General features: G+C 70.8%; 27 protein-coding genes. 13 read left to right on the top strand and 14 right to left on the bottom strand.

Annotated elements, in window-relative coordinates; all coding sequences use genetic code 11:
* Positions 1-2 precede the first annotated feature (2 nt).
* Entirely contained in the window at positions 3-641 is a 639-nt protein-coding gene (locus ACFC1W_RS15165) for a class F sortase (protein WP_375994234.1), read from the bottom strand.
* A gap of 11 nt (positions 642-652) precedes the next feature.
* The gene (locus tag ACFC1W_RS15160; protein ID WP_375994231.1) at positions 653-1,477 is read right to left on the bottom strand and encodes a DUF4397 domain-containing protein; all 825 of its coding nucleotides are present in this window, start codon (positions 1,475-1,477) and stop codon (positions 653-655) included.
* 123 nt (positions 1,478-1,600) lie between these two features.
* Between ACFC1W_RS15160 and ACFC1W_RS15155 the strand changes: the two genes are divergently transcribed.
* Complete coding sequence (locus ACFC1W_RS15155) at positions 1,601-2,278, top strand: SIMPL domain-containing protein (protein WP_375994229.1); 678 nt, start codon at positions 1,601-1,603, stop codon at positions 2,276-2,278.
* Between the two features lie 33 nt (positions 2,279-2,311).
* On the opposite strand, the gene smpB is transcribed toward ACFC1W_RS15155, so the two are convergent.
* From smpB to ftsE, 3 genes are all read right to left on the bottom strand, one after another.
* The gene (gene smpB, locus ACFC1W_RS15150) at positions 2,312-2,788 is read right to left on the bottom strand and encodes an SsrA-binding protein SmpB (protein WP_375994226.1); all 477 of its coding nucleotides are present in this window, start codon (positions 2,786-2,788) and stop codon (positions 2,312-2,314) included.
* Between the two features lie 73 nt (positions 2,789-2,861).
* Positions 2,862-3,776 (bottom strand): permease-like cell division protein FtsX, encoded by a 915-nt coding sequence (gene ftsX / locus ACFC1W_RS15145; protein WP_375994223.1) that lies wholly within the window; start codon positions 3,774-3,776, stop codon positions 2,862-2,864.
* Positions 3,773-4,915, bottom strand: coding sequence for a cell division ATP-binding protein FtsE (ftsE, locus tag ACFC1W_RS15140; RefSeq protein WP_375994220.1), 1,143 nt, complete (start codon positions 4,913-4,915; stop codon positions 3,773-3,775). The genes ftsX and ftsE overlap by 4 nt, the downstream gene beginning before the upstream one ends.
* 146 nt (positions 4,916-5,061) lie before the next feature.
* Between ftsE and ACFC1W_RS15135 the strand changes: the two genes are divergently transcribed.
* Both ACFC1W_RS15135 and ACFC1W_RS15130 read left to right on the top strand, forming a co-directional pair.
* A complete protein-coding gene (locus ACFC1W_RS15135) occupies positions 5,062-6,396 on the top strand; it encodes a DUF222 domain-containing protein (RefSeq protein WP_375994217.1) in 1,335 nt (444 codons plus the stop codon).
* 57 nt (positions 6,397-6,453) lie between these two features.
* Complete coding sequence (locus ACFC1W_RS15130) at positions 6,454-6,801, top strand: cupin domain-containing protein (protein ID WP_375994215.1); 348 nt, start codon at positions 6,454-6,456, stop codon at positions 6,799-6,801.
* Between the two features lie 30 nt (positions 6,802-6,831).
* On the opposite strand, the gene prfB is transcribed toward ACFC1W_RS15130, so the two are convergent.
* Positions 6,832-7,944 carry a peptide chain release factor 2 gene (prfB, locus tag ACFC1W_RS15125; RefSeq protein ID WP_375994213.1) on the bottom strand — a complete coding sequence of 371 codons (1,113 nt, stop codon included), beginning with the start codon at positions 7,942-7,944 and terminating at the stop codon, positions 6,832-6,834.
* Between the two features lie 20 nt (positions 7,945-7,964).
* Here prfB and ACFC1W_RS15120 point away from each other — a divergent pair, with 20 nt between their 5' ends.
* Both ACFC1W_RS15120 and ACFC1W_RS15115 read left to right on the top strand, forming a co-directional pair.
* On the top strand, positions 7,965-9,239 hold the full coding sequence (locus ACFC1W_RS15120; RefSeq protein ID WP_375994211.1) for an MFS transporter: 1,275 nt from the start codon (positions 7,965-7,967) through the stop codon (positions 9,237-9,239).
* Complete coding sequence (locus ACFC1W_RS15115; protein WP_375994208.1) at positions 9,236-9,562, top strand: hypothetical protein; 327 nt, start codon at positions 9,236-9,238, stop codon at positions 9,560-9,562. The genes ACFC1W_RS15120 and ACFC1W_RS15115 overlap by 4 nt, the downstream gene beginning before the upstream one ends.
* Positions 9,563-9,592: 30 nt before the next feature.
* Here the strand turns inward: ACFC1W_RS15115 and ACFC1W_RS15110 are convergent, their stop codons facing one another.
* Positions 9,593-10,609, bottom strand: coding sequence for a helix-turn-helix domain-containing protein (locus ACFC1W_RS15110; RefSeq protein WP_375994206.1), 1,017 nt, complete (start codon positions 10,607-10,609; stop codon positions 9,593-9,595).
* A gap of 78 nt (positions 10,610-10,687) precedes the next feature.
* Between ACFC1W_RS15110 and ACFC1W_RS15105 the strand changes: the two genes are divergently transcribed.
* Positions 10,688-14,560, top strand: coding sequence for a S8 family serine peptidase (locus ACFC1W_RS15105; protein ID WP_375994203.1), 3,873 nt, complete (start codon positions 10,688-10,690; stop codon positions 14,558-14,560).
* A 110-nt stretch (positions 14,561-14,670) separates the two neighbouring features.
* Complete coding sequence (locus ACFC1W_RS15100; RefSeq protein ID WP_375994200.1) at positions 14,671-15,171, top strand: nucleoside deaminase; 501 nt, start codon at positions 14,671-14,673, stop codon at positions 15,169-15,171.
* Positions 15,172-15,181: 10 nt separating this feature from the next.
* Here ACFC1W_RS15100 and xdhC read toward each other — a convergent pair whose 3' ends face one another.
* Genes xdhC through ACFC1W_RS15085 form a run of 3 tightly spaced genes read right to left on the bottom strand, consistent with a single transcriptional unit; the run spans position 15,182 to position 19,856 of the window.
* A complete protein-coding gene (gene xdhC, locus ACFC1W_RS15095) occupies positions 15,182-16,015 on the bottom strand; it encodes a xanthine dehydrogenase accessory protein XdhC (RefSeq protein ID WP_375994198.1) in 834 nt (277 codons plus the stop codon).
* Between the two features lie 11 nt (positions 16,016-16,026).
* Positions 16,027-18,402, bottom strand: coding sequence for a xanthine dehydrogenase molybdopterin binding subunit (gene xdhB / locus ACFC1W_RS15090; RefSeq protein WP_375994196.1), 2,376 nt, complete (start codon positions 18,400-18,402; stop codon positions 16,027-16,029).
* Positions 18,399-19,856 (bottom strand): xanthine dehydrogenase small subunit, encoded by a 1,458-nt coding sequence (locus ACFC1W_RS15085; RefSeq protein WP_375994193.1) that lies wholly within the window; start codon positions 19,854-19,856, stop codon positions 18,399-18,401. Before ACFC1W_RS15085 ends, xdhB begins: the two co-directional genes overlap by 4 nt.
* Positions 19,857-19,993: 137 nt before the next feature.
* On the opposite strand from ACFC1W_RS15085, the gene ACFC1W_RS15080 reads away from it, so the two are divergent.
* The 6 genes from ACFC1W_RS15080 to pucL are packed head-to-tail and all read left to right on the top strand — an operon-like array spanning position 19,994 to position 25,159.
* Complete coding sequence (locus ACFC1W_RS15080) at positions 19,994-21,277, top strand: DUF6986 family protein (RefSeq protein WP_375994190.1); 1,284 nt, start codon at positions 19,994-19,996, stop codon at positions 21,275-21,277.
* On the top strand, positions 21,274-22,089 hold the full coding sequence (locus ACFC1W_RS15075) for a bifunctional allantoicase/(S)-ureidoglycine aminohydrolase (protein WP_375994187.1): 816 nt from the start codon (positions 21,274-21,276) through the stop codon (positions 22,087-22,089). The genes ACFC1W_RS15080 and ACFC1W_RS15075 overlap by 4 nt, the downstream gene beginning before the upstream one ends.
* A 1-nt stretch (position 22,090) precedes the next feature.
* Positions 22,091-23,440 (top strand): allantoinase AllB, encoded by a 1,350-nt coding sequence (allB, locus tag ACFC1W_RS15070; protein WP_375994184.1) that lies wholly within the window; start codon positions 22,091-22,093, stop codon positions 23,438-23,440.
* Entirely contained in the window at positions 23,430-23,927 is a 498-nt protein-coding gene (gene uraD, locus ACFC1W_RS15065; RefSeq protein WP_375994181.1) for a 2-oxo-4-hydroxy-4-carboxy-5-ureidoimidazoline decarboxylase, read from the top strand. The genes allB and uraD overlap by 11 nt, the downstream gene beginning before the upstream one ends.
* Positions 23,924-24,259 (top strand): hydroxyisourate hydrolase, encoded by a 336-nt coding sequence (uraH, locus tag ACFC1W_RS15060; RefSeq protein ID WP_241110281.1) that lies wholly within the window; start codon positions 23,924-23,926, stop codon positions 24,257-24,259. Before uraD ends, uraH begins: the two co-directional genes overlap by 4 nt.
* Positions 24,260-24,265: 6 nt before the next feature.
* Positions 24,266-25,159, top strand: a complete 894-nt coding sequence (gene pucL, locus ACFC1W_RS15055) for a factor-independent urate hydroxylase (protein ID WP_375994177.1) — start codon at positions 24,266-24,268, stop codon at positions 25,157-25,159.
* A gap of 14 nt (positions 25,160-25,173) precedes the next feature.
* Here pucL and ACFC1W_RS15050 read toward each other — a convergent pair whose 3' ends face one another.
* From ACFC1W_RS15050 to ACFC1W_RS15035, 4 genes are read right to left on the bottom strand one after another with little or no spacing between them, the layout of a single operon-like run.
* Positions 25,174-25,557: a pilus assembly protein TadG-related protein gene (locus ACFC1W_RS15050; protein ID WP_375994174.1), complete on the bottom strand. Its 384-nt coding sequence runs from the start codon at positions 25,555-25,557 to the stop codon at positions 25,174-25,176.
* A gap of 59 nt (positions 25,558-25,616) precedes the next feature.
* Positions 25,617-26,096, bottom strand: coding sequence for a TadE family protein (locus ACFC1W_RS15045; RefSeq protein ID WP_375994171.1), 480 nt, complete (start codon positions 26,094-26,096; stop codon positions 25,617-25,619).
* Positions 26,071-26,463, bottom strand: coding sequence for a TadE/TadG family type IV pilus assembly protein (locus ACFC1W_RS15040; protein WP_375994168.1), 393 nt, complete (start codon positions 26,461-26,463; stop codon positions 26,071-26,073). The genes ACFC1W_RS15045 and ACFC1W_RS15040 overlap by 26 nt, the downstream gene beginning before the upstream one ends.
* A 3-nt stretch (positions 26,464-26,466) precedes the next feature.
* Positions 26,467-26,670 (bottom strand): hypothetical protein, encoded by a 204-nt coding sequence (locus tag ACFC1W_RS15035; protein ID WP_375994166.1) that lies wholly within the window; start codon positions 26,668-26,670, stop codon positions 26,467-26,469.
* Positions 26,671-26,714: the final 44 nt, after the last annotated feature.

Genomic DNA, 26,714 nt, shown 5'->3' with positions numbered 1-26,714 from the left:
CGTCACGGGCCATTCCGCGGGGTCGCGATGACGACGACGTTGTCGGCGTACCGGCCGGTGCGCGCATCGAACTCTCCGCCGCAGGTGATCAGCACCAGGTTGCGCGCGCCGTCGCGGGCGAACAGCTCGTCCACGGGAAGCTCGCTCTTCGGGTAATACGTGACACTCTCCACCGTGTAGCGATGCAGCGCGTCCGAGGCATCCGTCACGTCGATCGAGGCACCCGCCGGCAGCTCGCGCAGCCGGCTGAACGGCCCGATCGGGTACTGCGGCGCGTCGACATGGGCGGAGATCACGATGTTTCCGTCGGCGCTGGACGGATCGGCGCCGTAGCGGTACCAGCCCGCGACGGCCGGGTCGACGGGCAGCTCCATGAATCCGCCGGTTTCGACCCCCACGGCAATCACCGGGACATCGGCACCGATGGTCGTGACGACCACCCGCACCGGCGGCGCAGACCGGCGCGCCGGCGGCGGGGTGGCCGTCACGATCGGCACCTCGACGACGGGCGTCGGGAGCGCGTTCGTCGTCGGTGTCGGTGCCGTCGCCGACGGGGCTGCCCCTGGGGGTGAGCTGCATCCCGCCAGCACGACGACGACCGCGAGCAGGGCGGTCGCAAGGCCCGCGGTCGTCCTCGTCATGGGGTCCGCCCTCAGCGCTGAGCCCGCGCCCGCGCCACAGCGACGGCGGATGTGGCGACCGCGGCGGCGATGGCGATGCCACCGAGAAGCAGCAGCATCTGCATCGTCATGTCACGCTGAGCGAGCTGGCCACCGGTGCCCGAGTTGACCCCGTCCGGCGCGGAGTGCAGGCCGGTGATCGTCTGCACGGCGAGGTCGAGGTTGCCGTCCTCGAGGCTGCCCCACGCGTACACGATGGTGAGCACGCCCTCCTGGACCTCGACGGGCGCCGGGCCGATCACCGGGTCGGTCGTCCCCGCGGCGGCGACGGATGCCTCGATCGTGCCTGCCGGCAGATCCAGGGAGGCTTCGTCCGGATTGGCGAGGCCCTCGATCACCGGCGTCCCGCCCGCGAGCACGTCGACGGCCGGCGCCGCGGCGTCGTGGCGCACCGTGAGCCGGCCCTCGCCCGCGGCTGTGGGCGACGTGTCATTGACGTACGGGGTCACCGTCGGCGCGCCCGCCTCGTCGAGGTGGGCCACGGCGGTGTAGTTGGTGTCGGCCTCCAGCGTGACGGTCACCGGCCCGAGAACCGGTGCGCTGTCGTCGGTCGCGTCCGGCGCGGTGAGGGCCACCTCGTAGTCGCCCGCCGGCAGATCGAGCGGTCCGGCGAGGTCGCCCGGCTGGAAGTCGTCGAGAGTGAGTTCGCCGTTGACATACACGTCCACAGGCGTGTCGGGGATGCCGTGCAGCACCGAGAGAGCCGCATTGCCGGCGGTGGCGGCGCTGGCGGGGGCGAGCAGGCTGACTGCGGCGATGGCGCCGACGGCGATGCCCGCGAAGATCCTCGTTCGCATGATGGTCCTCCTTCGTCAGGGGCGATCGTCCGTCGCCCGTCGAGAAGTCATTCCCCGCGATGGGTCCGATTTGGATGCACTCGAATGAAAATTCGTCCGTCGCCACGCAGTAGGCTCTGCCGCATGAGCGACGTCGTCATCACAGTCCGGGGCGAGCACGAGGCGCGCATCGCGCCCGAGCGGGCGGTGGCCCATCTCACGATCCGGGCCGAGGGTGCGGAGCGGGGGGCCGTCGTCGAGCGCATGGCCGCGTTCAGCGAGCCGGTGCGGGAGGACCTCGCTTCACGCACCGCCGCGGGCACGGTCGTCGAATGGACGAGCCAGCGCGTCTCGGTCTGGTCGGAGCGCCCGTGGAATCCCGAAGGGCGACGGCTGGCCCCCGTGCACTACGCCACCGTCGATTTCAGCGCGACGTTCACCGACTTCGCCGTGCTGTCGTTCTGGGCCGGCGAGGTCGTCGAGCGCGAAGGGGTCCAGCTCGGCTGGATCGAGTGGCAGCTCACCCCCGAGACGCGAGCCGCGATGGAGCGCGACGTCGCGGCGAGCGCGGTCGGCGTCGCCGTCGCCCGGGCGAACGCCTACGCCGGTGCCATAGGTCTGTCGACGGTGACGCCGCTCGAGATCGCCGATCTCGGACTGCTCACGCGCAACGAGTCCCCCGCCGCCCCGCGGCAGGAGCGCATGCTGATGGCCAAAGCATCCTTCGCCGCAGATGCCGGCGGTGGAGCGCCCACCGTCCAGCTCCAGCCGGAGGACATCGTCCTCACGGCCGGCGTCGAGGCGCGGTTCAGCGCTCGCTGACCGGCCCCGAACGAGGCGGTCGCGGCATCCGCTCTACTCGCCCAGACGGTTACGGCTGCGCATGGCCCGCTCGGCCTCGCGCTTGTCTTCGCGCTCGCGGATGGTCTGCCGCTTCTCGTACTCGCGCTTGCCCTTCGCCACGGCGATCTCGACCTTGGCGCGGCCGTCCGAGAAGTACAGCTTGAGCGGCACCAGCGTGTAGCCTCCGGCGCTGATCGCGTGCGAGAGCTTGATGATCTCGTCCTTGTGGAGGAGCAGCTTGCGCACGCGCTTGGACGCGTGGTTCGTCCAGTGCCCCTGCGAGTACTCGGGGATGTGCACCGCGTCGAGGAACGCCTCACCGTTGTTGATGTAGGCGTAGCCGTCGGAGATGTTGGCACGGCCTTGACGCAGCGACTTGACCTCGGTGCCGGTGAGCACCAGACCCGCCTCGTACGTCTTCTCGATGGTGTACTCGTGGCGCGCGCGACGATTGGTCGCGACGACCGTCTCCCCGCGTTCCCTGGGCATGGTGACTCCTCGATTCACGCCGTGCGGGCGCACGGCAGCCGTTCAGTCTACCCCCGGACGACTCGCCCGAGAGTCAGGCCCGCAGCCAGCGACGGATCGCGAAGCTCGCCGACAGCGCCGCGAGCACGATGCCGATGAGGATCAGCACCGGCACGACGATCCACGCGTCGTCCAGCCCGACCCACGTGGTCACGAACTCGACGCGTCCGCGCAGATACTGGTCGACGCCGAAGTGCACGCCCGCGATGACGGCACCGCTGGCCAGCAGCGACCCGATGAGCGCCGCGAACACGCCTTCCAGGACGAAGGGGGTCTGGATGAAGCGATTGGATGCTCCGACCAGGCGCATGATGCCGAGTTCGCGCCGTCGGGCGTAGGCCGAGAGCCTGATCGTCGTGGCGATCAGCAGCACGGCGGCGACCAGCATCAGCGCGGCGACGCCGACTGCGATGTACGTCGCGACGGTGAGGGCGGAGAACAGCGGCTCGAGGTACTGCAGCTGATCCTGCACCTCCTCGACGCCCTCGGTGCCGCCGAACGCCTCGATGATGACGTCGGACTGGTTCTGGTCGACCAGGTTGATCCAGAACGTCTCGTTGAGCTGGTCCGGCGTGATGACGCTGGCGTAGTCCTCACCGAGGAGATCGATGACGTTCTGGTACGCCTCGTCGCTGTCCTCGAACCGCACATCGCGGATGAGCGGCGAGAGGGCGGGCCCGTCGAGCTTCTCCTCCACCGCCGCGAGCTGCTCGTCGGTGGCCACGCCGCCGGTGCAGGTGGGGGCTTGCGAGATCGCGGTGCACATGTAGATCGCCACCTGGGCGCGGTCGACCCAGAAGTCCTTCATGATGCCGATCTGCATCTGCATGAGCATCGCCGCTCCGACGAACGTCAGCGACACGAACGTGACCAGCACGACGGAGATCACCATCGAGGCGTTGCGGCGCAGGCCCGTGAACGCCTCGCCGAGGATGAGACCGACCCTCATGACGTGGGCCCCACTTCGTCGTCGGGAGCTTTCTCGCCCAGACCGAGCCGGTCGGCGAGGCCGAGCTCGGCGACGTCCACCTCGGGGATGTCGGCCACCGGGATGGGCGCGGTCTGCGGCGCGCGCGCAGCCGGAGAGCCCGGGCGGGCGGGAGTGGGCTCCTCGACCGTGTCGGACTCGGAGGCCGCGGCTTGCTCGGCGGCCGATGCCGGAGCGGATGCGGCAGGCGCAGGCTCGGCCGCGGGTGCCGGCGCTTCGTGCTTCGGGCCGCGCGCCGTCGACGGCGACGCCGGCTGGGGCGCGGCATCCGTCGCCTCATCCTCGTTCGCCAGGGTCGGATCCAGCCCGGCCTCGGCAGCCGCGGCGGCTTCGCGCTGCACCTCGAGCACGGCGGTCAGGGCAGCGACAGCGGCTGCGCCGCGCTCCTGCTCCGGGGCGAGGCTAGGCAGGCTCGACGTGTCGCCGTAGCCACCGTGCCGCTCGTCTCGCACGATCTCGCCGTGCACGAGCTCGATCACGCGCCGCTGCATCTGGTCGACGAATCCGGCCTCGTGCGTCGCCATGACGACGGTGGTTCCGCCGGCGTTGATGCGCGCGAGAAGCTGCATGATGTCGACGGATGTCGCGGGGTCGAGGTTTCCGGTGGGCTCGTCGGCCAGCAGCACCTGCGGGCGGTTCACCAGCGCACGGGCGATCGCGACGCGCTGCTGCTCGCCACCCGACAGCTCGTGCGGGAACCGCTTCTCCTTGCCGGAGAGTCCCACGAGCGCGAGTACTTCGGGAACGGTCTGCTGGATGAATCCACGCGACGACCCGATGACCTGCAGCGTGAAGGCGACGTTCTGGAAGACCGTCTTGGTCGGCAGCAGGCGGAAGTCCTGGAAGACCGCTCCGATGTGGCGCCGGAAGTACGGCACCTTGCGGTTCGACAGCGTTCGCAGGTCGCGCCCGAGCACGACCACGCGGCCGTCGGTGGGCGTCTCTTCGCGGAGGATCATGCGCAGACACGAGGACTTGCCCGAGCCGGATGCGCCGACGAGGAACACGAACTCGCCGCGCAGCACCTCGAAGTCGACATTGCTCAAGGCAGGCTTCGACGTGCCCTTGTAGCGCTTCGTGACGTTCTCGAACCGGATCATGGCCTATCGAGCCTAAGCGGATGCCTCCGCGCCGGCCTCCGCGACACCCTCAGGCGCCGCATCGGTTCGCGGCGTCGCCCGCGTGCGCGCTGACTGCTGTCCTCGCCGCCGAATCGGATGTCGTAGGTATGTTCTAATGTCGACGTATGGCCGATGACGACCCCTTCGCCTCCCCCGATGAGCGTGATGTGTGGGACGAACCGTGCGACGGGTTCGAGGCTCCAGATGACGTCGACCGCGTCACCGAGGTCGCCGCCATGATGTCGGTCTTCGCCGCGCAGCGTGTGATGCGGGTGGATCAGCTGCGCCGCAACGCGTTGGCTGATGCCGCCTCCTACGGCGGGGCCGTCGCGGCGGTCGTGGAGCGATCCGTGCGGTTGGAGTTGGCGGCCGCTCTGCGGATCACCGAGCACGCCGCCGCCGGACTGCTCGGATTCGCGCAGGCGCTTGTGCACCGGTACCCGGCCGCGTTGGACGCGCTCGGACGAGCCGCGATCACCGAGCGGCATGCCGAGATCCTGGTCGACCTGCTGGATGCGGTCGAGCCCGAGGTGCGGGAACGGGTCACCACGACGGCGGTGGACTTGGCGGTGCGGCTCCCGGTCGGCGCGTTCCGCCGGCAGCTGCGGGCACTCCTCGAACGTGAGCGGGCGGCGAGCCTGGCGGAGCGGCATGACTGGGCGGTGCGGCATCGTCGGGTGATCGTGGAGCCCGCCGACGACGGCATGGCCTGGCTGCATGCGTTCCTGCCCGCTGTGGAAGCCCGCGCCATTCAGGGGCGGCTCACCGCGATCGCCAAGACCCTCGACCGCAGCGTTGCGAGTGGCGGAGATCGAGACGCCTCAGCCGGAGAAGACGCGCGGACGATGGATCAGCGGCGCGCCGACGTGCTCGGCGACCTGCTCATCGACGGCGAGACCGCCGCCCTGCCACCCGAAGCGGCGGGCGTCCGTGCCACCGTGATGGTGACCGTCCCTGTGCTCACCCTCCTCGATGACGACGGGGCGGGCGCCGGGCCGGCGACGGCGGATGGGGTCGGTCCGATGTCCGCCGAGCGGGCGCGGGAGTTGGCCGCCGGTGCGGACGGGTGGACGAGGATTCTCACTCACCCTGAGACCGGCATGGTGCTCTCCGTCGGCCGCGACCACTACCGGCCACCGCCCGCCCTCCGGAAACTGGTCAGGTGGCGGGCCGACCGATGCATGGCACCGGGATGCGGCATCCCCGCGAGCCGGTGCGAGATCGACCACACCGTGGCCTGGGAACATGGCGGTACCACCAGCCTCGACAACCTCGCACCGCTCTGCAAGGGCCACCACACCATCAAGCACCACGGCGGCTGGCAGGTCGAACACGTTCCCGACGCCGGCGGCGCCCTGCAGTGGACCTCACCTAACGGGCGCCGCTATCGCGTCGAACCCGAACGCCCGGTACCCGCCTTCCGGCCGACCGCCAGAGGAACCACCCCCGCACCGTTCTGATCGCCCGCGGGCAGGCCGGCACTGGACGCGTGCACCGCCGACAACCACGATGGACGAATGACCTCATCCCCCATCCCCGCGTCCGAACTGCTCATCGGCGCGTCACGAACCATGCGCTTCGAAGGTGAGCCGTACGGCTCGGGCATCTCGTTCTTCTACGTCGACAATGATCCCGGGATGGGTCCGGATCTGCACCGCCACCCGTACACCGAGACATGGCTCGTGATCGAGGGCGAGGCAACGATCCGGATGGGCGACGAGACCGTCATCGCGCATACGGGCGACACCGCGGTGGTCGCCGCCGACACGTGGCATGGCTTCACGAACACAGGTCAGGGCCGGCTGCGGATCGTGTGCATCCACGCGTCCCCGGTCATGATCCAGGAGAACCTCGACGAGGCGTGAGACGCCCGAGGGGCCTCGCTGAGAACGACGTCAGTCGTCGTCGTCCTTGCGCTTGCGCCAGCGGATGCCGGCCGAGATGAACCCGTCGAGGTCGCCGTCGAACACGACCGCCGGGTTGCCGACCTCGTGCCCGGTGCGGAGGTCCTTCACGAGCTGCTGACCGTAGAGGAAGTACGACCGCATCTGGTCACCCCAGCTGGCGGTGATGACGCCGGCCAGCTCCTTCTTCTTCGCGGCTTCCTCTTCCCGTTGCAGCAGCATCAGGCGTGTCTGGAGCACCCGCATCGCCGCGGCGCGGTTCTGGATCTGGGACTTCTCGTTCTGCATCGAAACGACCAGGCCCGTCGGGAGGTGCGTGATGCGGACGGCGGAGTCGGTGGTGTTGACCGACTGCCCGCCGGGGCCCGACGAGCGGAAGACGTCGACGCGGATGTCGCTCTCCGGCACCTCGACCTCCTGGGCCTCCTCCATCACGGGGATGACCTCCACCGCGGCGAAGGACGTCTGGCGCTTGTCGGCCGACCCGAAGGGGCTGATGCGCGCGAGGCGGTGCGTGCCGGCCTCGACCGAGAGAGTGCCGTAGGCGTACGGTGCGTCGACCTCGAACGTCGCCGACTTGATGCCGGCGCCCTCGGCGTAGGACGTGTCCATGACCTTGACGGGGTACTTGTGGCGCTCGGCCCAGCGCAGGTACATGCGCAGCAGCATCTCGGCGAAGTCGGTGGCGTCGTCGCCGCCCGCGCCGGAACGGATCGTCACGACGGCCGCACGGTCGTCGTACTCACCGTCGAGGAGCGTCTGCACTTCGAGCTGGCCGATGATGTCTTCCAGCTCCGCGATCTCGTGGCGAGCCTCCTCCGCGGAGTCCTCGTCGTCCATCTCGTTGGCGAGCTCGACGAGCACCTCGAGGTCGTCGAGTCGCTGCTCGACGTCGGTGACGCGCTTGAGCTCCGCCTGACGGTGACTCAGGGCGCTCGTCACCTTCTGCGCCTGCTCGACGTCGTCCCACAGGTCGGGTGCCCCGGCGGCCTCGCTCAGCCGCGCGATCTCCGCCGTGAGCGCGTCGACGTCGACCACTGCCTTGATGTCGGAGAACGTGGAGCGCAGGGCCTGGATGTCGGCGGAGGGATCGAAGTCGAGCATGACAGTCCAGACTAACGTGGATGCACGTGAGCGATCGCCCGCGGGATGTTCTCGTCCGGTTCGCGCCGATGATCTACGGCCCGACCGTGCTCTTCGCGCTGGGCGAGGGCGCCGTCATCCCGCTGATCCCGGTGATCGCGGCACAGCTCGGGGCCGACCTCGCCACCGCCGCGCTCGTCGCCTCGGCGCTGGTGGTCGGCCAGCTGTGCGGCAACATCCCCGCGGGCTGGGCGGTCGCCCGCATCGGGGAGCGCTTCACCATGGTCGTCGCCGGCGCGCTCTGTCTCGCCGCGGTGGTCGGCCTCGCGCTCGCCCCGTCGCTCGGCGTCTTCGCTCTCGCGGTGTTCGTCATCGGCTTCTGCGCTGCGGCGTTCGGCCTCGCCCGCCACTCGTTCATGACGACGCGCGTGCCGCTCGCGTTCCGCGCCCGCGCGCTCTCCCTGCTCGGCGGCACCTTCCGCCTGGGCATGTTCATCGGGCCGTTCGTGGCCGCCGCGCTACTCGCCCTCTTCGGCGACGAGCACGCCACCATCTGGTTCTTCGGCGCGTGCCTCGTCGCGACCATCCTGCTGGTGCTCCTGGGTCCCGATCCGGAGCACGCCGTCGCGGCGCCCACACCCGCGCGCGGCGACTCGGCACTGGCCGAAGACACCGGCGAGCCCGTCACCGGCTCGATCCCCATCGCCGAGCGCAGCGGCGTCTTCCGCACGATGTGGGCGTATCGACGCGTGCTGTCGCGCCTGGGCCTGGCCGCGGCATCCCTCTCCGCCGTCCGCTCCGCCCGGCAGGTCGTCCTGCCGCTGTGGGGCGTGTCGCTCGGGCTCGACGCGCAGACCATCGCGCTCGTCGTCGGAATCTCGGGTGCCATCGACTTCGCGCTCTTCTACGCGAGCGGACAGGTCATGGACCGCTTCGGGCGCCTGTGGGCCGCCCTCCCCGCCATGCTCCTGATGGGTCTCGGCTTCCTCGCGCTCTCGTTCACCCACGATCTCGAGCAGTCGGCGATGTGGTTCGCGATGTTCGCCGCCGTCCTCGGAGTCGGCAACGGTCTGTCGAGCGGCATCCTGCTCACACTCGGCGCCGATATCGCCCCCAAGGACGATCCGGCACCGTTCCTCGGATCCTGGCGCACCCTGACCGACGCCGGAGGTGCCGTCTCGCCGCTGCTCGTGTCGGCGATCGCGGCCGCCTCCACGCTCGCCCTGGCGACGGGCGTCGTCGGCGTCATCGGCCTCGTCGGCGCCGCCGCGTTCGTCCGCTGGGTTCCGCGGTTCGTGCCGAGGCCGAAGCCGTGACGGTGCGGTTCTGCACGAGCCGCAACCAGGGTCGTCGCTGCACGCGCCACCTGGACCATCCGGGGCTGCACCGCCACCGGACGATCATGTGGGCGGATGCCGCGGCCGACCTTCCGCGATGCTCCGGCTCGGGTGCGCCCGGCGCACCCGCCGCGACGCTCCCCGATGGATTCCCCGAGGGCCGAGCGCTGTGCCCGACGTGCCTGCGGTTCGTGCCCCTCGACGAGGACGGTCGGCTCGTCGAGCACGACACGTCCGACCCGGCCGAGAACGACAGCGAGATCGCACAGCGCCGGAGCTGGTTCAACACGCACGCGGACTGACGCGCACGACGGGCCCCGCCCGCGCGGCGCTCAGACCCACGACCTGCGCACGGCCGCCGCGCCGAGCTGCATGCGGGTGGTCACACCGGCGATCTCCATGAGGTCGGCCACCCGGCGCTGGACCGTGCGCAGCGAGATCCCCAGCTGCGTCGCGGCCGCGGCATCCGTCACCCCCAACAGCAGCAGCCGCAGCAGGTCTCGGTCGACCTCCTCGGTGGTGGGCACCTCGGCGACGGGGAGGAACGCGGTGGCGTGACTCCAGTACTCCTCGAAGATCGCGATCACGAGGTCGAGGAGGCCGCTCGGATGGATGAGCAGAGCGCCGAAGCCCTCGTCATCGCCCTGCGCATGCATGGGCACGAGGGCCATCTGGTCGTCAGCGATGAACATGCGGGTCGGAAGGGCGGGGAGCACCCGGATCTCCTCGCCGATCTGCGCCATCTCGCGTGCGGCGGTGAGGAACCCGGGTCGCTCGAGCACGGCGCTCTCGACGATCACGCGATAGCGCACACCCCGCGCGAGGGCGCGATCCTCCTCGATGTTCTCCTCGCCGCTGACGAGCGCGACCTCGTGCAGGACGAGCACACGCACCTGCTCGGTCGACGCCGCCTGCAGCTGCGCGATGCGCTGCCGCACGGCGTCGTCGCCGATCACGACGTCGACGACATCGGCGACGCTGCGCTGCTCGGCCGAGCGCCGGTACAGGTCACTCAGCTCGACGAGCGCTTCGTGCGCGCGCGTCAGCCCGCGCTCGCGCTCGAGCAGCAGCGGGCGCAGCGCCGTCGTCGGGGGCGAGGCGACATACCGGTCGCTGCGTGCGGCTTTGCGTGCCACCAGGCCGAGTCGCTCGAGCTGGGCCACGATCGGACGAACGCGCGGCAGCGACATGCTCAGCGCCTCGGCGACCTCGGACGCCGACACCGACGTCTGCTGAAGGATCCACCGGTACACGGCGGTGTGCTCCTCATCGAGACCCAGTGCATCGAGCACGGTGACCTTCTCCACACCGGCCATCTTCACCCACCGGATGTGGCGGATGGTGGCCATGGCATTTCTCCGCCACCACTGTACGCGCAACGCATGAGAGCTTCGTAGCAGATCCCCTACCCCCCGAGAGGTTCCCGCATGTCCAATCCCCCACCCATCGGCCGCCGTCTGCGTCCGATCGTCGCCGCCACAAGCGGTCTGGCGATCGGCATCGCCGGCATCGGCCTCACGACTCTGCCGGCGACCGCGACCTCGAACGTCGACGGTCCCCCCACCCCCGACGCGGTCGCCGGCAGCTCCTCCACCGTCACGCTGATCACCGGCGATCGCGTGACCGTGACCGACCTCAGCGACGGCACGCACACCGTCAGCATCGACACCGCCGTCGATGGTGCGGGTGTGCGCACGTACGACGCGGGCGGAGAGCTCCACGTCGTCCCCGACGCCGCACTCCCGTACCTGGCCTCGGGCGCGCTCGACCAGGATCTCTTCAACGTCACGAAGCTGATCGAGTTCGGCTACGACGACGCCTCGGTCGACGCGACCCCGATCATCGTGGAACAGGATGCCGCGGCCGCGCGCACCTTCGCCGCACCGCTCCCCGGGCTGGAGGTGCAGACCGAGCTCGCCAGCATCGGGGGCGCCGCCGCCACGCTCGGCCACGAGTCCAGCGCCGCGGCGTGGGAGACGCTGACGGCACCGACCGCGCGCGCGTTCTCCGCGACTCCCGAGCTCGCGGGCGGCATCGAGGCGATCCACCTCGACGGCAAGGTCGAGGCGACGCTCGACTCGAGCGTGCCGTTCGTCGGCGCACCGTCCGCGTGGGCTGCCGGTCACACCGGCGAGGGCGCCACGGTGGCCGTGCTCGACACCGGCTACGACGACACTCACCCCGACCTTCAGGGACGCGTGCTCTCCGGCTCGCGGAGCTTCGTGCCGGGCGAGGAGGTCGACAGCGACCCGAACGGCCACGGCACGCATGTCGCGTCGACGATCGCCGGCACGGGCGCCGCGAGCGACGGGCTGCACCGCGGCGTCGCCGACCGCGCGGACCTGCTCGTGGGCAAGGTGCTCGGCGCCGACGGCTACGGCCAGGACTCCTGGATCATCGAGGCGATGGAGTGGGCCGGTCAGAACGCCCCGATCGTCTCGATGAGCCTCGGCTCGATGGAGGCGTCCGACGGCAAAGACCTCATGGCCGAGTCGCTCAACCGGATCGCGGACGAGACCGGCGCGCTGTTCGTGGTCGCGGCGGGCAACAACGGCGCCCCCGAGACGATCGGCGCGCCCGGCTCGGCCGAGCAGGCGTTCACCGTCGGTTCGGTCGACGACCCGAGCGGCGGAATGTCGTACTTCTCGAGCCAGGGTCCGCTCTCCCGCTCGGGGGCGCTCAAGCCCAACGTGTCCGGACCGGGCGCCGACGTCACGGCCGCTCGCTCGGCCGACAGCGGCGGAGAAGGCTCGTACATCTCGATGAGCGGCACCTCGATGGCGACGCCGCACGTCGCCGGTGCCGCGGCGATCCTGCTCGGCGCGCACCCGGAGTACACGACCGAGCAGCTCAAGGCGGCGCTCGCGAGCACCGCACGCGACTTCGGGTTCTCGGCGTACGCCGGCGGCTCGGGCGTCATCGACATCGACGCCGCGCTCAACGCGCCGGTCGTCGCCTCCGGCTCGGGCGACTTCGGGATGCTCGCCTGGGGCGAGGAGCCGACTCCGGTCGAGCGCACAGTCGAGTACACCAACCGCACCGCCGCGGAGATCACCGTGACGCTCGAGCCGACGCTCGCCGACACCACGCCCGGCGGCGAGGTGGGCCCCGGCCCGTTGTCGGCCCGCGCCGCCCTCGACGCGCTCACGATCGACGCCCAGACGCTCACCATCCCCGCCGGTGGCACAGCATCGGTCACGATGACCGTCGACCCCGCGAAGGTGCCGGCGGGCCGGCAGCTGTCCGGGGCGCTCATCGGCTCGGTGGACGGCGAACCCGTCGTGCGCACCGCCCTGGGCACGATCGCCGAGGCTGAGCGGTACGACCTCACACTGAGGGCGACGGACTTCGACGGCAATCCGATCGACACGTACGCGTACCTGTGGAACGCGCAGACGAAGTTCGCCGAGCCGATCTTCGTGGGCGGTGAGACCACCCTGCGCCTGATGAAGGGCGACTACTCGGTCGTCTCGTACCTCGACATCCAGCGCACACCCGACACGCTCGCCACGGTGATGGTGGGCGAGCCGACTCTCGAGCTCGATCAGGACACGACCGTCACCCTCGACGCCCGCACGGCGGAGAAGGTCTCGGTGCACGTCGGCGCGAAGGGCGTGGAACCGGTGTTCCAGCGCTTGGAGATGAAGGTCGACGACTTCTTCGTCAGCGCGATGATGCCGGTGTGGACCGACGAGATGTGGGCCCAGCCCATGAAGGTCGACGACGCCGACTTCGACTTCACGGTCCGCTGGCGCCTGCAGACCCCTCTGCTCACGCTGAGGGAGGGCAAGAAGCCCCTCGATCTCATCGTGCTGGGCGGCTCGAAGCTCCTCGACGGCTCGTTCACAGCGACCGCCGTCGACGCGGGAGCGGGCACGCCGGGCGAGCTCGCCGCGGCGGGCGTGAAGGGCAAGATCGCCGTCGTGACCCGCGGGAACGATCTGTCCGTGTCGCAGCAGGTGGCCAACGCGGCCCAGGCCGGAGCGAAGCTCGTCATCGTCGCGAACAACGAGGACCGCGAGTTCAACGCGTGGGCCGGTTCCGAGATCGACTATTCGGATGCCACGATCCCCGTCGCGGGCATCAGTGGCGTCGAGGGGCGCAAGCTCATCGGACAGCTCGGCGGCAAGAAGAAGATCACTCTCTCGGCGGTTGGCGTGCCCGACACCGACGTGGTCTACGACATCGCCGAGTGGGGCGACGGAGAGATCCCCGCGGACCTCGCCTACACGCACTCGTCGAAGGACCTCGCCCGCATCGACACCCGCTACCACGGCCAGGAGGAGGAGGTCGCGGAGTTCCGCTACGACTTCGTCCCCGGTGCCGAGTACGGCAACGGGTTCCCGTTCCGCGCCAAGCGCGGCATGGACCGCGCCGAGTGGATCAACACCGATAACCTGCGGTGGAACCAGTGGGTCGCCGTGACGTCGGTGATGTGGGAGATCCGCGACAAGCTGCGCACGTACGAGCGTGGCCAGCGTTCGAGCGAGGAGTACTTCGGCGGGATCGTCCGCCCGTACGTCGCCACCGGCTTCTGGGTCCCCTACCGGGTGTCGGACTACGTGCAGATCAACGTGCCGAGCTGGGCCGACGGCGGCAACGCCGATCACACCGGCACGTTCGACACCTGGATGCCCGACTCGACGGTCCAGCAGCTCACTGACGTCTACATCGACGGCGAGCTGATCAGGCAGACCGAGCACCAGGGAGCGAACCTGTTCGACCTGCCCGACGGTGAGCAGGAGTGGCGCGTGGTGAGCACCGCGACCCACCCCGGCACCCACCTCGCCGGTTCCACCAAGACGGTCAGCGACTGGACGTTCCGCTCCGCAGGAAAGCTGGGCGACTGGAACTACCGCCTGCTGCCGATGATCCAGGCGTTCTACGACGTCGACGTCAACAAGGACAACATGGTGGGCGAAGGGCGGCGCAAGGGAACGGGCGTCTCGCTCGGTCTCGAACTCGGTCATGTCGCGGGCAGCGCTCCCTCGGGTGCGATCACCACGGCGACGCTCGAGTACCGCGCCGCAGGCGGTGAGTGGAAGTCCGTCGCGCTGAAGCCGGCCAAGACCGAAGCCCCCACGGGTGCGGTCGAGCACAGCGGCGACATCTTCGTCGAGTCGCGCGCGTGGGTCCGCGGTTATGCCGCGCAGGTCCCCGTGTCCGACAAGGGCGGCTGGGTCGATCTCCGGGTCAGGGCGACGGATGCCGCGGGCAACACCTTCTCGCAGGAGATCGTGAAGGCGTTCCAGGCCACGCCCGCCAAGGGCGGAGGCCACGGAGGAGGCCACCGGCACTGACGCTCCTGACGATCGACCGCAGGGTCCTGTCCGCTTCGGCGGGTGGGACCCTGTGTCGTACGCCACACGGCGTGCTGTGCCGCCGCCGCCGTGTGGCGTACGGTCGAGGCATGCCTTCGCCCACAGGGCCGTCGCCGGGGGCCGCTGATCTCCTGGCGCGCGCCGTCGACATCGCGACCGCCAACGCCGGCGAGTCCGGGGGTCCGTTCGGAGCCGTCGTCGTCACGCGCGACGGACAGGTCTTCGAAGGCGTCAACCGGGTGACCGCCGACCTCGACCCGTCGGCGCATGCCGAGGTCGTCGCGATCCGCCGTGCGTGCCAGGCGGTCGGCACGTTCGACCTCTCCGGAGCCACCTTGTACGCGAGCTGCGAGCCCTGCCCGATGTGCCTCGCGACGTCACTGTGGGCGCGCATCGACCGGGTGTACTTCGCCGCCGACCGCGACGACGCCGCTGCGGCAGGGTTCGACGACGCCCGCTTCTACCGGTACTTCGACGGCATGCCCGAAGACCGCGCGATCCTCCCCGTCGAGCGCATCGGGCTACCCGCGGACGGGCACACCGCACCCTTCGTCGCATGGGGCCGCAACGACCGGCGCGTCGAGTACTGACGACCCACGCTCACTCGTGCGCGGTCACCGCCGCAGCCTCGATGAGCTGCAGGGTGCGCGCCGCGACACTGACGGCGATCGACGCGGGTGCCTTGCCGCGGATCTCGGGGATGCCGATCGGGGTCGTCACCCGGGCAAGTCCGCTCTCTGTGTGTCCGAGCTCGGTGAGCCTGCTGCGGAAGCGCGCCCACTTGGACGACGAGCCGATCAGCCCGATCGATCCGAGGTCGTCGCGTCGCAGCGCCTGATCGGTGATGGCGAGGTCTTCCCCGTGGTCGTGGGTCATGACGAGCACGTGCGCGCCCGGCGGCACGTCGGCGATGACCGTTTCCGGCACCGGCGCGTGCCGCACATGAACGGTCGCGACGGCATCGGCCAGGATGCCCGACGCGCCGGGCACGCCCAGCCGTGCCGGAGCCAGCATCTCGGCGCGCGCGTCGACGAGCACGAGCTCCAGTTCGTGCCGACCGAGGATACGCGCCAGCTCGATCCCGACGTGGCCGAGACCGAAGACCACCACCGTCGGCATGGCTCGGACCGGTTCGAGCAGCATGGTCACCTCTCCCCCGCAGCACTGGATGCCGTACTCAGTCGTCGACTTGTCGCTCAGCGTCAGCGTGAGCAGGCGCGGCTCGTCGGTGCCGGTCACGAGCATCTCGCGCGCCTGCGCGATGGCCGTGGCCTCCAGATTCCCACCGCCGACCGTGCCGAACAGGGCATCGGGCGACACGACGAGCTTCGCGCCGCCGTTGCGGGGCGCGTGCCCACGGACCATCGCGAGCGTCACGATGACCGCCGGCGTGCGCGCCTCACGCAGCCGTTGCAGCGCGTCGACCCAGTCCATGGCGGAGTGCCTCAGCGCCGTGCATCGGCGAAGACCGACGCCGCGCCGGGCTCCACGGCGTCGCCTGCCGCCTGCGCGGACCGGATGGCCCAGAACACCGCCTCAGGAGTCGCCGGCGACGCGAGCTCCACACTGTGGCCTGCCGGCCCGAACGCCTGGACGGCCGCGCGGATCGCCTCCCGCACGCTGAACGCCAGCATCAGCGGCGGCTCCCCCACCGCCTTCGAGCCGTACACGGCTCCGTCTTCACGCGCGTCGTCGAAGAGCCGCACGTGGAACTCCTCGGGCATCTCCGAGAAGCTCGGAAGCTTGTACGTGCTCGCGGCCTGCGTCTGCAGCCGCCCGCGGCTCGGACCGTCGCCGGTGTCCCACCGCAGCTCCTCGAGAGTCAGCCATCCGACGCCCTGCACGAAGCCGCCCTCGATCTGACCGATGTCGATCAGGGGCGAGAGCGAGTCGCCGACGTCGTGCACGATGTCCACCCTGCGCAGCAGCGTCGCTCCCGTGAACCCGTCCACCTCGACCTCGGCGGCGGCCGCACCGTACGCGAAGTACTTGAACGGCGATCCCTGCATGCGCACGCCGTCCCAGTGGAGTCCTTCGGTGCGGTAGTAGCCCGCGGCGAACAGCTGAACCCGCTGCAGGTAGGCCTCGCGGGCGACCTCGGCGAAGGTGAGCCGCGTATCGACGCCCGCTGCCGAGACCCATCCCTGCGCGAAGCGCACGGCGCCGGCATCCGCTCCCAGCATTCCCGCCGCGACCGACGCCATTCGCACCCGCAGCTGGTCGCACGCGTTCTTGACGGCACCGCCGTTGAGGTCCGCTCCGGCCGACGCCGCCGTCGCAGACGTGTTCGGCACCTTGTCGGTGCGCGTGGGTGCCAGGCGCACCTGGTCCAGTCGCAGGCCCAGCGTGGTCGCGGCCACCTGCAGCATCTTCGTGTGGAGGCCCTGGCCCATCTCGGTGCCGCCGTGGTTCACGAGAACGGAGCCGTCCTTGTAGACGTGCACGAGAGCACCCGCCTGGTTGAACGCGGTGAAGTTGAACGAGATGCCGAACTTGATCGGCGTCATCGCGATCGCCCTCTTGACGTGCTCGTGCGACGCGTTGAACGCCCGCACCTGCTCTCGGCGGACGTCGACATCGCTCTCCGCGCGCAGCTGGTCCCAGATGGCAGGCATGCGCGCGGCATCCTTCACCGGCTGCCCGTAGGGCGTGAGCTGTCCCTCGCCGTAGAGGTTCTGCCGCCGGAGGTCGATCGGGTCCTTCCCGAGAAGGGGCGCGACGCGGCCGAGGATGTCTTCGATGAGGAAGACGCCCTGGGGGCCGCCGAAGCCGCGGAAGGCGGTGTTCGACGGCTTGTTCGTCCGGACGATGCGTCCGAGCGCGCGCACGTGCGGAATCCAGTAGGCGTTGTCGATGTGGCAGAGCGCCCGGCTCATGACCGGTTCCGACAGGTCGAGGCACCACCCGCCGTCGGACGTGAGCGTCGCGTCGAGCGCCAGCAGTCCGCCGCCTTCGTCGAATCCGGCGCGCCACGAGATGTGGAACGGGTGCCGCTTCCCGGTCATCGTGATGTCCTGCGTGCGGTTCAGCCGCAGCCGCACCGGGCGACCGGTGAGCTTCGCGCCGAGCGCGGCGATCGCGGCGAGACCGTGCGGCTGCATCTCCTTGCCGCCGAACCCGCCGCCCATCCGCAGCGTCTGCACCGTCACCTGACTCGACAGCACGCCCAGCACATGCGCGACGATCTCCTGCGTCTCGCTGGGGTGCTGCGTCGACGACTGCACGAAGTACTGGCCCTCGGAGTCGCGCACCGCGAGCGCGGCCTGCGTCTCGAGGTAGAAGTGCTCCTGGCCGCCGAGCTCGGTCACGCCCTCGAATACGAACCGCGCCCGAGCGAGCGCGGCGACCGCGTCCCCACGCTCGACCGTGCGCTGCACACCCTGGAACGCGCCCGCGGCGATCGCCTCGGTGAGGGTGAGGATGCTCGGCAGCGGCTGGTACCGGACCACCACGGCGGCGGCGCCCAGGCGCGCTGCCTCGGGTGTCTCGCCGAGCACCCAGGCGACCGCGTGCCCGTGGTACATCGCCTCGCGCGGGAAGAGCGGCTCGTCCTCCTTGACGCCGGCGTCGTTGATTCCCGGCACGTCCTCCGCGGTGAGCACGCGCACGACACCCGGAACCCGGTAGGCGCCCGAGGGGTCGACGTCGACGTAGGCGTGAGCAGCGGTGGACTGCACAGGCCAGGCCGTGAGCACGCCCGCTGCCGAGACCGCGAGGTCGTCGGTGTAGGCGGCGGCGCCGGTGACGTGCAGCGTCGCACTCTCGTGCGGAACCGGGATGCCGACGACGGCGTCGTCGGGACGTTCGGAGAGCTCACTCATGCCGTGACCCCCGCCCGCTCGACGTCTCCCGCCGTGGCACCGTGGAGCTTCAGGAGCGAGTTGCTCAGCATCAGGGCCCGGTAGTCCGCGCTCGCGCGGTGGTCCGACATCGGTGTGCCCTCCGACCCGAGCACGGCCGAGGCTGCGCGCACCGTGGCGATGTCCCAGGGCTCGCCGGCGAGCCGCTGCTCCGTCGCACGCGCGCGCAGCGGCGTCGCGGCGACCCCGCCCAGGCCGATGCGGGCAGCTGTGACGACTCCGCCGTCGAGATCGAGGGCGAATGCGATCGCCACGCTGGAGATGTCGTCGAACCGCCGCTTCGCGATCTTGTGGAACGCGGTCACCGACGCGAGCGGGAGGGGGATGCGCACGTCGCGGATGAGCTCGTCCGGGCGCCGCACCGTTTCGCGATAGCCCGTGAAGTAGTCGGCCAGCTCGACCTCGCGATCACCGTCGAGCGAAGCCAGCACCACACGCGCATCGAGGGCGAGCAGTGCGGGTGCCGCGTCGCCGATCGGTGATGCCGTGCCGAGATTCCCGCCGAGCGTGGCGCTGTTGCGGATGAGGCGCGAGGCGAACTGCGGGATGAGCTCGGCCAGCAGCGGGACCCGCCCGCCGAGCCCGCGTTCGATCTCGGACAGCGTCAGCGCGGCGCCGATCTCGATGACGTCCTCGCTGACCGCGAGTGCGCGGAGTTCGGGAATCCGGTCGATTGCGACGGCGAGCGCGGCCCGTCGGCCCCGAAGGCTGACCTCGACGCCCCAGTCCGTCGCCCCGGCGACGACGGTCGCCTCCGGCTCGTCGCGCAGCAGCCGCAGCGTCTCGTCGAGCCCGGCGGGACGCACGAAGCGCGCGCCGTCGACGACGCGATCGGCGGGCGCGGCTTCCGGCGCAGGCCGCGAGCGGCGCTCGGCGAGCGCATCGCCGGGGTCCGGCATCCCGAGCGCGTAGGCAGCGTCACGGATGGGCCGGTATCCCGTGCAGCGGCACAGGTTGCCACTCAGGGCGTGCAGGTCGAAGCCGTTCGGGCCGCGCTCGCGATGCCCGGTGTCGCGTTCCTCCGGCGGTGTCCGGTCGGCGCGATAGAACTCAGCCGCCATGCTGCACACGAACCCGGGTGTGCAGTAGCCGCACTGCGATCCGCCCGCCTCGGCAAGGCGCGCCTGCACGGGGTGCAGCGCCTCCGGCGAACCGAGCCCCTCGGCAGTCACGACCTCTTGGCCCTCCAGCGAGTGGACGGGCATGAGGCACGAGTTGACGGGTACCCACGCCGACGCACCGTCGCCGTCCGGGCCGAGCACCAGCATCGCGCACGCGCCGCACTCGCCCTCGGCGCAGCCTTCCTTGCTCCCCGTCAATCCGACGGACCGCAGCCAATCGAGCGCGTTCGCGTTCACCGGCACGCCGTCCAGCGGCCGGCGGATCCCATTCACGGTAACGACGTTGTCAGCCAAGTGAGCTCCTCTTGCGCGATTGTACGTCGGCACTGTCGTTCGCCGGCACCGTTGTCGGTCGGCAGTGTGGCGATCGCTCCGCGCGTGCGCCACGATGAGGGAACCACGAAGGTCGGCCGCCAAAGGAGGCACCGCCGATGAGCCCATCCGGCCGCGCGCTCACGCCTGCGGTGCTCGATCACGTCGACGCCTCGCTGCGCGAAACCGACGACCTGCTGCGCACCGCCTACCCGGGAGACGACGGCTCACGGCAGCCCGTGCACACCGTGTACGTCCCGGCGGACCGCATGGCCCCGGCTCTGGCTGCGCAGTGGGGCGCCGCAGCGCTGGACGCCGCCGTCGACGCCGGCGGGCTGACCGTGCTGGCGGAACGCATCGGCCTGCAGCCGTCGCTCGCCCACGAGGTCGCCCGGCGAGCACAGGCGAAGCTGACGCGCGAGCCGATAGAAGACCTGCGACTGGACTTCGAGGACGGCTACGGCGACCGCGGCGACGACGTGGAAGACGCCCATGCCGTCGAGGCCGCCCGTCTCGTCGCCGAGGCGCTCGAAGCCGGCGCGGCACCGCCGTTCATCGGCATCCGCGTCAAGAGTCTCGAGCAGTCGACCCGGGCGCGCAGCCTGCGCACACTCGATCTGTTCCTCGGCACCCTCCTCGAGCGGCGCGGACTGCCCGCCGCGCTGATGCTGACGCTTCCCAAGGTGTCGACGCTCGCGCAGGTCGAGGCGATGGTGGTGGTCGGCGACGCGCTCGAGCGCGCGCACGAGCTGCCTGAGCGCGCCGTGCGATTCGAGGTGCAGATCGAGACACCGCAGATCGTCCTCGGCCGAGACGGCCGGGTGCCGCTCGCGCAGCTGGCCGCCGCCGGCGACGGGCGGGTCACCTCGCTGCACTTCGGCACCTACGACTACACCGCGGCGATCGGGATCTCCGCCCGCCACCAGTCGCTCGAGCACCCCGCCGCCGACCTGGCGAAAGATCTCATGCAGCTCGCGGTCGCGGGCACCGGCATCCGGCTCTCCGACGGCTCGACCCACATCCTGCCGGTCGGCGACGGCGCCCTCGACGCGTGGGTCCTGCATGCCCGGCTCGTGCGTCGTGCCCTCGAGCGCGGGATCTTCCAGGGCTGGGACCTCCACCCCCACCAGCTGCTGACCCGGTATCTCGCCACATACGCGTTCTTCCGGGAGGGATATCCGGATGCCGCGGCCCGCCTCACCGGGTATCTGCAGAGCCGGGTCGGCACCGTGCTCGACGAGCCCGCGACCGCACGGGCGCTGGCGTGGTTCCTGCAGCGCGGTGTGCAGTGCGGCGCGATCGACGCAGAAGAGGTCATCGCCGACGTGGGCGTCGGCGTCGACACGCTCACCGCGCTCGCGCATCCCGCCCGTCCTGGTCCCCCGGCTGAGGAGTCCGCATGACCTATTTCACCCCGTCGGGCGGACTGCCCGCCCAGACCGAGCTGCTGACCGATCGCGCCCTCGTGACGGAGGCCTACACGGTCATCCCGAAGGGGGTGCTGCGCGACATCGTCACGAGCAGCCTGCCCGGCTTCACCTCGACGCGCGCCTGGATCCTCGCCCGGCCGATCGCGGGCTTCTCGACCACGTTCTCGCAGCTCATCGTCGAGATCGGCGCGGGAGGCGGCGCCGAACGCCCCGAGCGGGAGGCGGGCGTGGAGGGCGTGGTGTTCGTCACGTCGGGCGCGCTGACACTCCTGCTCGCCGGCGAGCGGCACGTGCTCGAACCCGGCGGTTACGCGTACCTGGCAGCGGGCGAGACGTGGTCGCTCGTGAACGAGAGCGCTGAGCCGACGAGCTTCCACTGGATCCGCAAAGCGTACGAGCCGGTCGAAGGCCATGCCGCGGCATCCTTCGTCACCCGGGATCAGGACGTCGCACCCGAGCCCATGCCCGACACGGACGGCGCGTGGGCGACGACCCGGTTCGTCGACCCCGACGACGTCGCGCACGACATGCACGTCAACATCGTGACGTTCCAGCCGGGCGGATCGATCCCCTTCGCCGAGACGCACGTGATGGAGCACGGCCTGTTCGTGCTCGAGGGCACGGGCGTGTACCGGCTCAACGGCGACTGGGTCGAGGTCGAGGCGGGCGACTTCCTGTGGCTGCGCGCCTTCTGCCCGCAGGCCTGCTACGCGGGCGGACCGGGGCCGTTCCGCTACCTGCTGTACAAGGACGTGAACCGCCAGATCCGCCTGACCGGGGCCTGACGTGGCGTTCGACACCGTCTTCCGCGCGGCACGCGTGCTCATCGACGGCGCCTTCCGTCCGGCCGACGTGGGCGTCCGCGATGGCGTGGTGACGCATATCGGTGAGATCGGAACGGGACGGGATGCCGAGTCCCTCGTCGAACTGCGCGACGGCGAGGTGCTGCTGCCCGGGCTCGTCGACACGCACGTGCACGTGAATGAGCCGGGCCGCACCGAGTGGGAGGGCTTCGAGTCGGCCACCCGCGCCGCAGCCGCCGGCGGCGTGACGACGATCGTCGACATGCCGCTCAACAGCATCCCGCCCACGGTCTCGGTCGCAGCCCTCGCCGAGAAGCGCTCTGCGGCCGCGGGTCGCGTCCACGTCGATGTCGGCTTCTGGGGCGGCGTCGTGCCCGGCAACCTCGCCCAGTTGGGTCCGCTCACCGAGGCCGGCGTGTTCGGCTTCAAATGCTTCCTGGCTCCGTCGGGCGTCGACGAGTTCCCCGCCGTCACCACTGAAGAGATGGGCGAGGCGATGGCGGTCGTCGCCGCGCTCGGATCCTTGCTGATCGTGCACGCCGAAGACGCGCACACGATCGAGGCGGCACCGCACCGGGGTGGTCGCGAGTACGCCGACTTCCTCGCCTCGAGGCCGGGCGAAGCCGAAGACGCCGCGATCGCCGACGTCATCCGGTTCGCCGAGGCGACCGGGGCGGCAGCCCACATCCTGCACCTGAGCAACGCAGGCTCGCTCGACCGCATCGCGGAGGCGCGGCGGCGCGGCGTCGATCTGACCGTGGAGACCTGCCCGCACTACCTCACCCTCACCGCGGAGGAGATCGCGACCGGGGCCACCGTGTGCAAATGCTGCCCGCCGATCCGCGACGCCGCCAACCGGGATGCGCTGTGGCGGGGTCTGGCGGACGGGACGATCGGCGTCATCGTGTCGGACCACTCCCCCAGCACGCCCGACCTGAAGAACGCCGGTGACGGGGACTTCGAGGTCGCGTGGGGCGGGATCGCCTCGCTGCAGCTCGGGCTGCCGCTCGTGTGGACGGAGGCGCGCAAGCGCGGGCTCCGACTGGAACGCGTCGTCGACCTCATGGCCGCGAAGCCTGCTGCGCGCGCGGGCCTGGCCGACAAGGGCCGGATCGCGGCCGGCGCCGCGGCGGACTTCGCGGTGTTCGCGCCGGAGGAGACGTTCGTCGTCGATGCGCGGTCGCTCGAGCACCGGCATCCGATCTGCCCATACGACGGCCGCGAGCTGACCGGCGTCGTGCGGGCCGCCTACCTCGCCGGCGCCCGTATCGACCGCGAGGTCCCGCGCGGACGCCTGCTCACGCGGCGGATGGAGGTGGCGCATGCGGCGTGAGGAGTTCAACGGCGCCGACCGGGCCGAGGCGATCGCCGCGCTGCGGACGTGCGCCGATGTGACGCGCTGGTGCGAGCAGCTGGCCGATCGCCGGCCGTACGCGTCGATCCGCGAACTGCTCGCGGAGGCGGCGAGCGCAGCCGACCCGTTCACGCCGGACGAGGTCGACGCGGCGCTCGCACACCATCCGCGCATCGGCGAGCGCGCACGGGGCGACAGTCGCGAGGCGACGCTGTCGCGGGCGGAGCAGGCGGCGGTCGACCCCGCCGACGCCGACGTGCAACGCGCGCTGCGCGACGGCAATCGCGCGTACGAGGAGCGGTTCGGGCGGGTGTTCCTCATCCGCGCCGCCGGCAGGGACGCGCCCGAGATCCTGGCCGCGCTGCGCACGCGACTGGAGAACGACCCCGACACCGAAGCCCGGGTCGTGGGAGAACAGCTGCGCGAGATCGCGCTGCTGCGACTGGAGGGGATGGTGCAGCCATGAGCGTGTCGCACATCACGACGCACGTGCTCGACGCGGCCCGTGGCAGGCCGGCGAGCGGCGTGGCAGTGCAGCTGCTCACCCGCGACGGCGACGCCTGGCAGCCGATCGCAGAAGCGGTGACGGATGCCGACGGCCGGGCGTCGCAGCTCGGGCCCGAGAGACTCGCCCCCGGCGACTACCGGCTGCAGTTCGACACCGGTGCGTACTTCGACGCGCAGGGCACACCGACGTTCTATCCCGAGGCGGTGCTGACCTTCCGCGTCGACGAGTCGCACTGCCACGTGCCGCTGCTGCTGAGCCCCTTCGCCTACTCCACCTACCGAGGAAGCTGAGCATCGATGAGCATCATCCTGGGAGCGAATCAGTACGGAAAGGCCGAGGTGCGGGTCGTCAAGGTGACGCGCGACGACCCCCGTCACGAGATCGAGGACCTGAGCGTCACCTCACAGTTGCGCGGTGACTTCACCGCCGCCCACCTCACCGGCGACAACCGTCACGTCGTTCCGACCGACACGCAGAAGAACACCGTGTTCGCCTTCGCGCGTGACGGGATCGGGTCGCCCGAGGAGTTCCTGCTCCGCCTGGCCGACCACTTCACCGGCTCGTTCGAGTGGGTCACGGGCGGCCGGTGGACCGCCGAGAGCTACGCATGGCAGCGGATCCACGTCGACGGCGACCCGCACGACCACGCGTTCGTGCGGGCGGGCCAGGAGACTCGCACCGCCGTGGTCGTCGCCGACGGGGACCAGCGGCATGTGCTCGGCGGACTGCACGGCCTGACTCTGCTGAAGACCACCGCATCGGGGTTCGAGGGCTACCCCAAGGACCGCTACACGACGCTCGCCGAGACCCGCGACCGGATCCTCGCGACCGACGTCGCGACCCGCTGGCGGTACCTCCCCGGCGCGGAGGTCGACTACAACGCCGTATACGCCGACGTGAAGCGCACTCTGCTGGAGGAGTTCACGCGGCGATTCTCGGCGGCGCTGCAGACGACGATGTTCGAACTGGGCACCGCGGTGCTCGAGGCGCACGACGAGATCGCCGAGATGCGGTTCTCCCTCCCGAACAAGCACCACTTCGCCGTCGACCTCGCGCCGTTCGGCCTCGACAACCCCAACGAGGTGTTCTACGCCGCCGACCGCCCCTATGGTCTGATCGAGGCGCAGGTCACGCGGGAGGGCGTCGAGCCGGCCGGCGCCGCATGGGAGGGCGCGACGCCCTTCTGCTGAAGCGTGCTCGATCGTCAGCGCAGCGCGGTGCGGCTCGTCGCCGTGGCCTCCAGCGCCACGCCATCGGGCACGAAGAGCGTCAGGACAGGCGGCCGCCACGTCGCGGCGACCGTCACCCGGGCTGAGAGCCCATCGGGCGTGCCGGCCGACAGCAGCGTCGCGCCGGCACCGAGCTCATCCACCATCGTCTGCGCCTGGTCGCGGACGTGCGCCGTCGTCAGCTCGGCGACCGGCTCGCCGTCGTCAACGGACAGCACGAAGCCGTCGGCGGCCGCGAGGGCCGCGGCATCCGCCAGCGAGTCCAGCCGTTTCTGCGCCAGATAGAGACTGGTGGCATCGGCGCACACCAGGATGGCGACGAGCGCGAGAACGCCGTAGCCGAGGGTCAGCAGCAGCACGCTGCCCTCGTCATCCGATCCCCGGCGCCGTGCACGAGCGTCGCAGGACGGGCGGGCCCTCATCGCGATCCCCAGAAGCGCGACACCTTCTGCGCGGCGGACGCCTCGAGCGGAATGCTCGCGAGGCGATCGAGCCCGAACACGGGCGGTACGAGCGGAAGTGCCACCCGCGTCCGCAGGGTCACGACCAGCGTCGCGCCGGCGCGCGGGCACGCGGCCCCGGCCGGTCGGCAGGCGAACGCCACGTCGACGGATGCGGGATCGAGCCCGTACTCGCGGGTGATGGAGTCGAGCACGAGGTCGGCACGTTGCGCGGCGTCGGCGTCATCCGTGGCCGTCGCAACGGCACGCGCGATATGGCGCGCACCCGCTTCGGCGCCCAGCGACTGCCCCTGGACGAGGCCGAGCGCACCGACGAGGTAGACGAGCGGCACGAGGAGCAGCAGACCGACGAGGATGAACTCCAGCGCGGCGGATCCCCGCTCGCCGTCGTCGGGCAGAGCGGACAGCGGATCAGCCGAAGGACTCGACCGGCGCACGGGCTGTCACCTCCATCGTGCGCGGAGCGCCCAGCAGTCCGACCAGCGGCAGCATCGCACGCACCGTCACCTCGACGGACATGTGGCCCAGCGCATCCGTCTCGCGCACATCGATGTCGGTGGCGTACTCCTCGCCGACCGTGCGCGACACGATCTCGCGGGTGCGCCGCGCCCCGTCGTCGAGCGAGGTGTCGGCGAGGGCCGCGTGGTACGCCCCCTCGACGGCGGCATCGTGCACGACGTTGCGCACGTAGACCGCCACGCCGAACTGGAGCACCCCCAGCGTCAGCACGGTGAGCAGCGCTCCGACGAGCACGAACTCGACCGGGCTGGAGCCCTCCTCATCGAGGGGACGATGGACCCGCACGGATCAGAAGCCGGAGACGCGCGAGATCGCCTGCTCGAACAGTCCGGCGAGCGCCGGGCCCGCGAGCGCCCAGATGACGACGACCAGTCCCGCGGTCATCAGCGTGATGAGCACCCAGCCGGGCACATCGCCGCGGTCATCGTGGACGATGTCGGCGAACGACGCCCGCAGGCGCGACGTCAGATTCTGGAGCTGGTGGCGGATCATGTCTCTCCTTCGAGGGGGTCAGGTGGAGCGTGACTGAGGTGGAG

Source organism: Microbacterium sp. NPDC056003, assembly GCF_042274785.1.
GTDB lineage: Bacteria > Actinomycetota > Actinomycetes > Actinomycetales > Microbacteriaceae > Microbacterium.
Note: the sequence above shows the minus strand (reverse complement) of the source record. Positions and strands in the feature narration are given on the sequence as shown.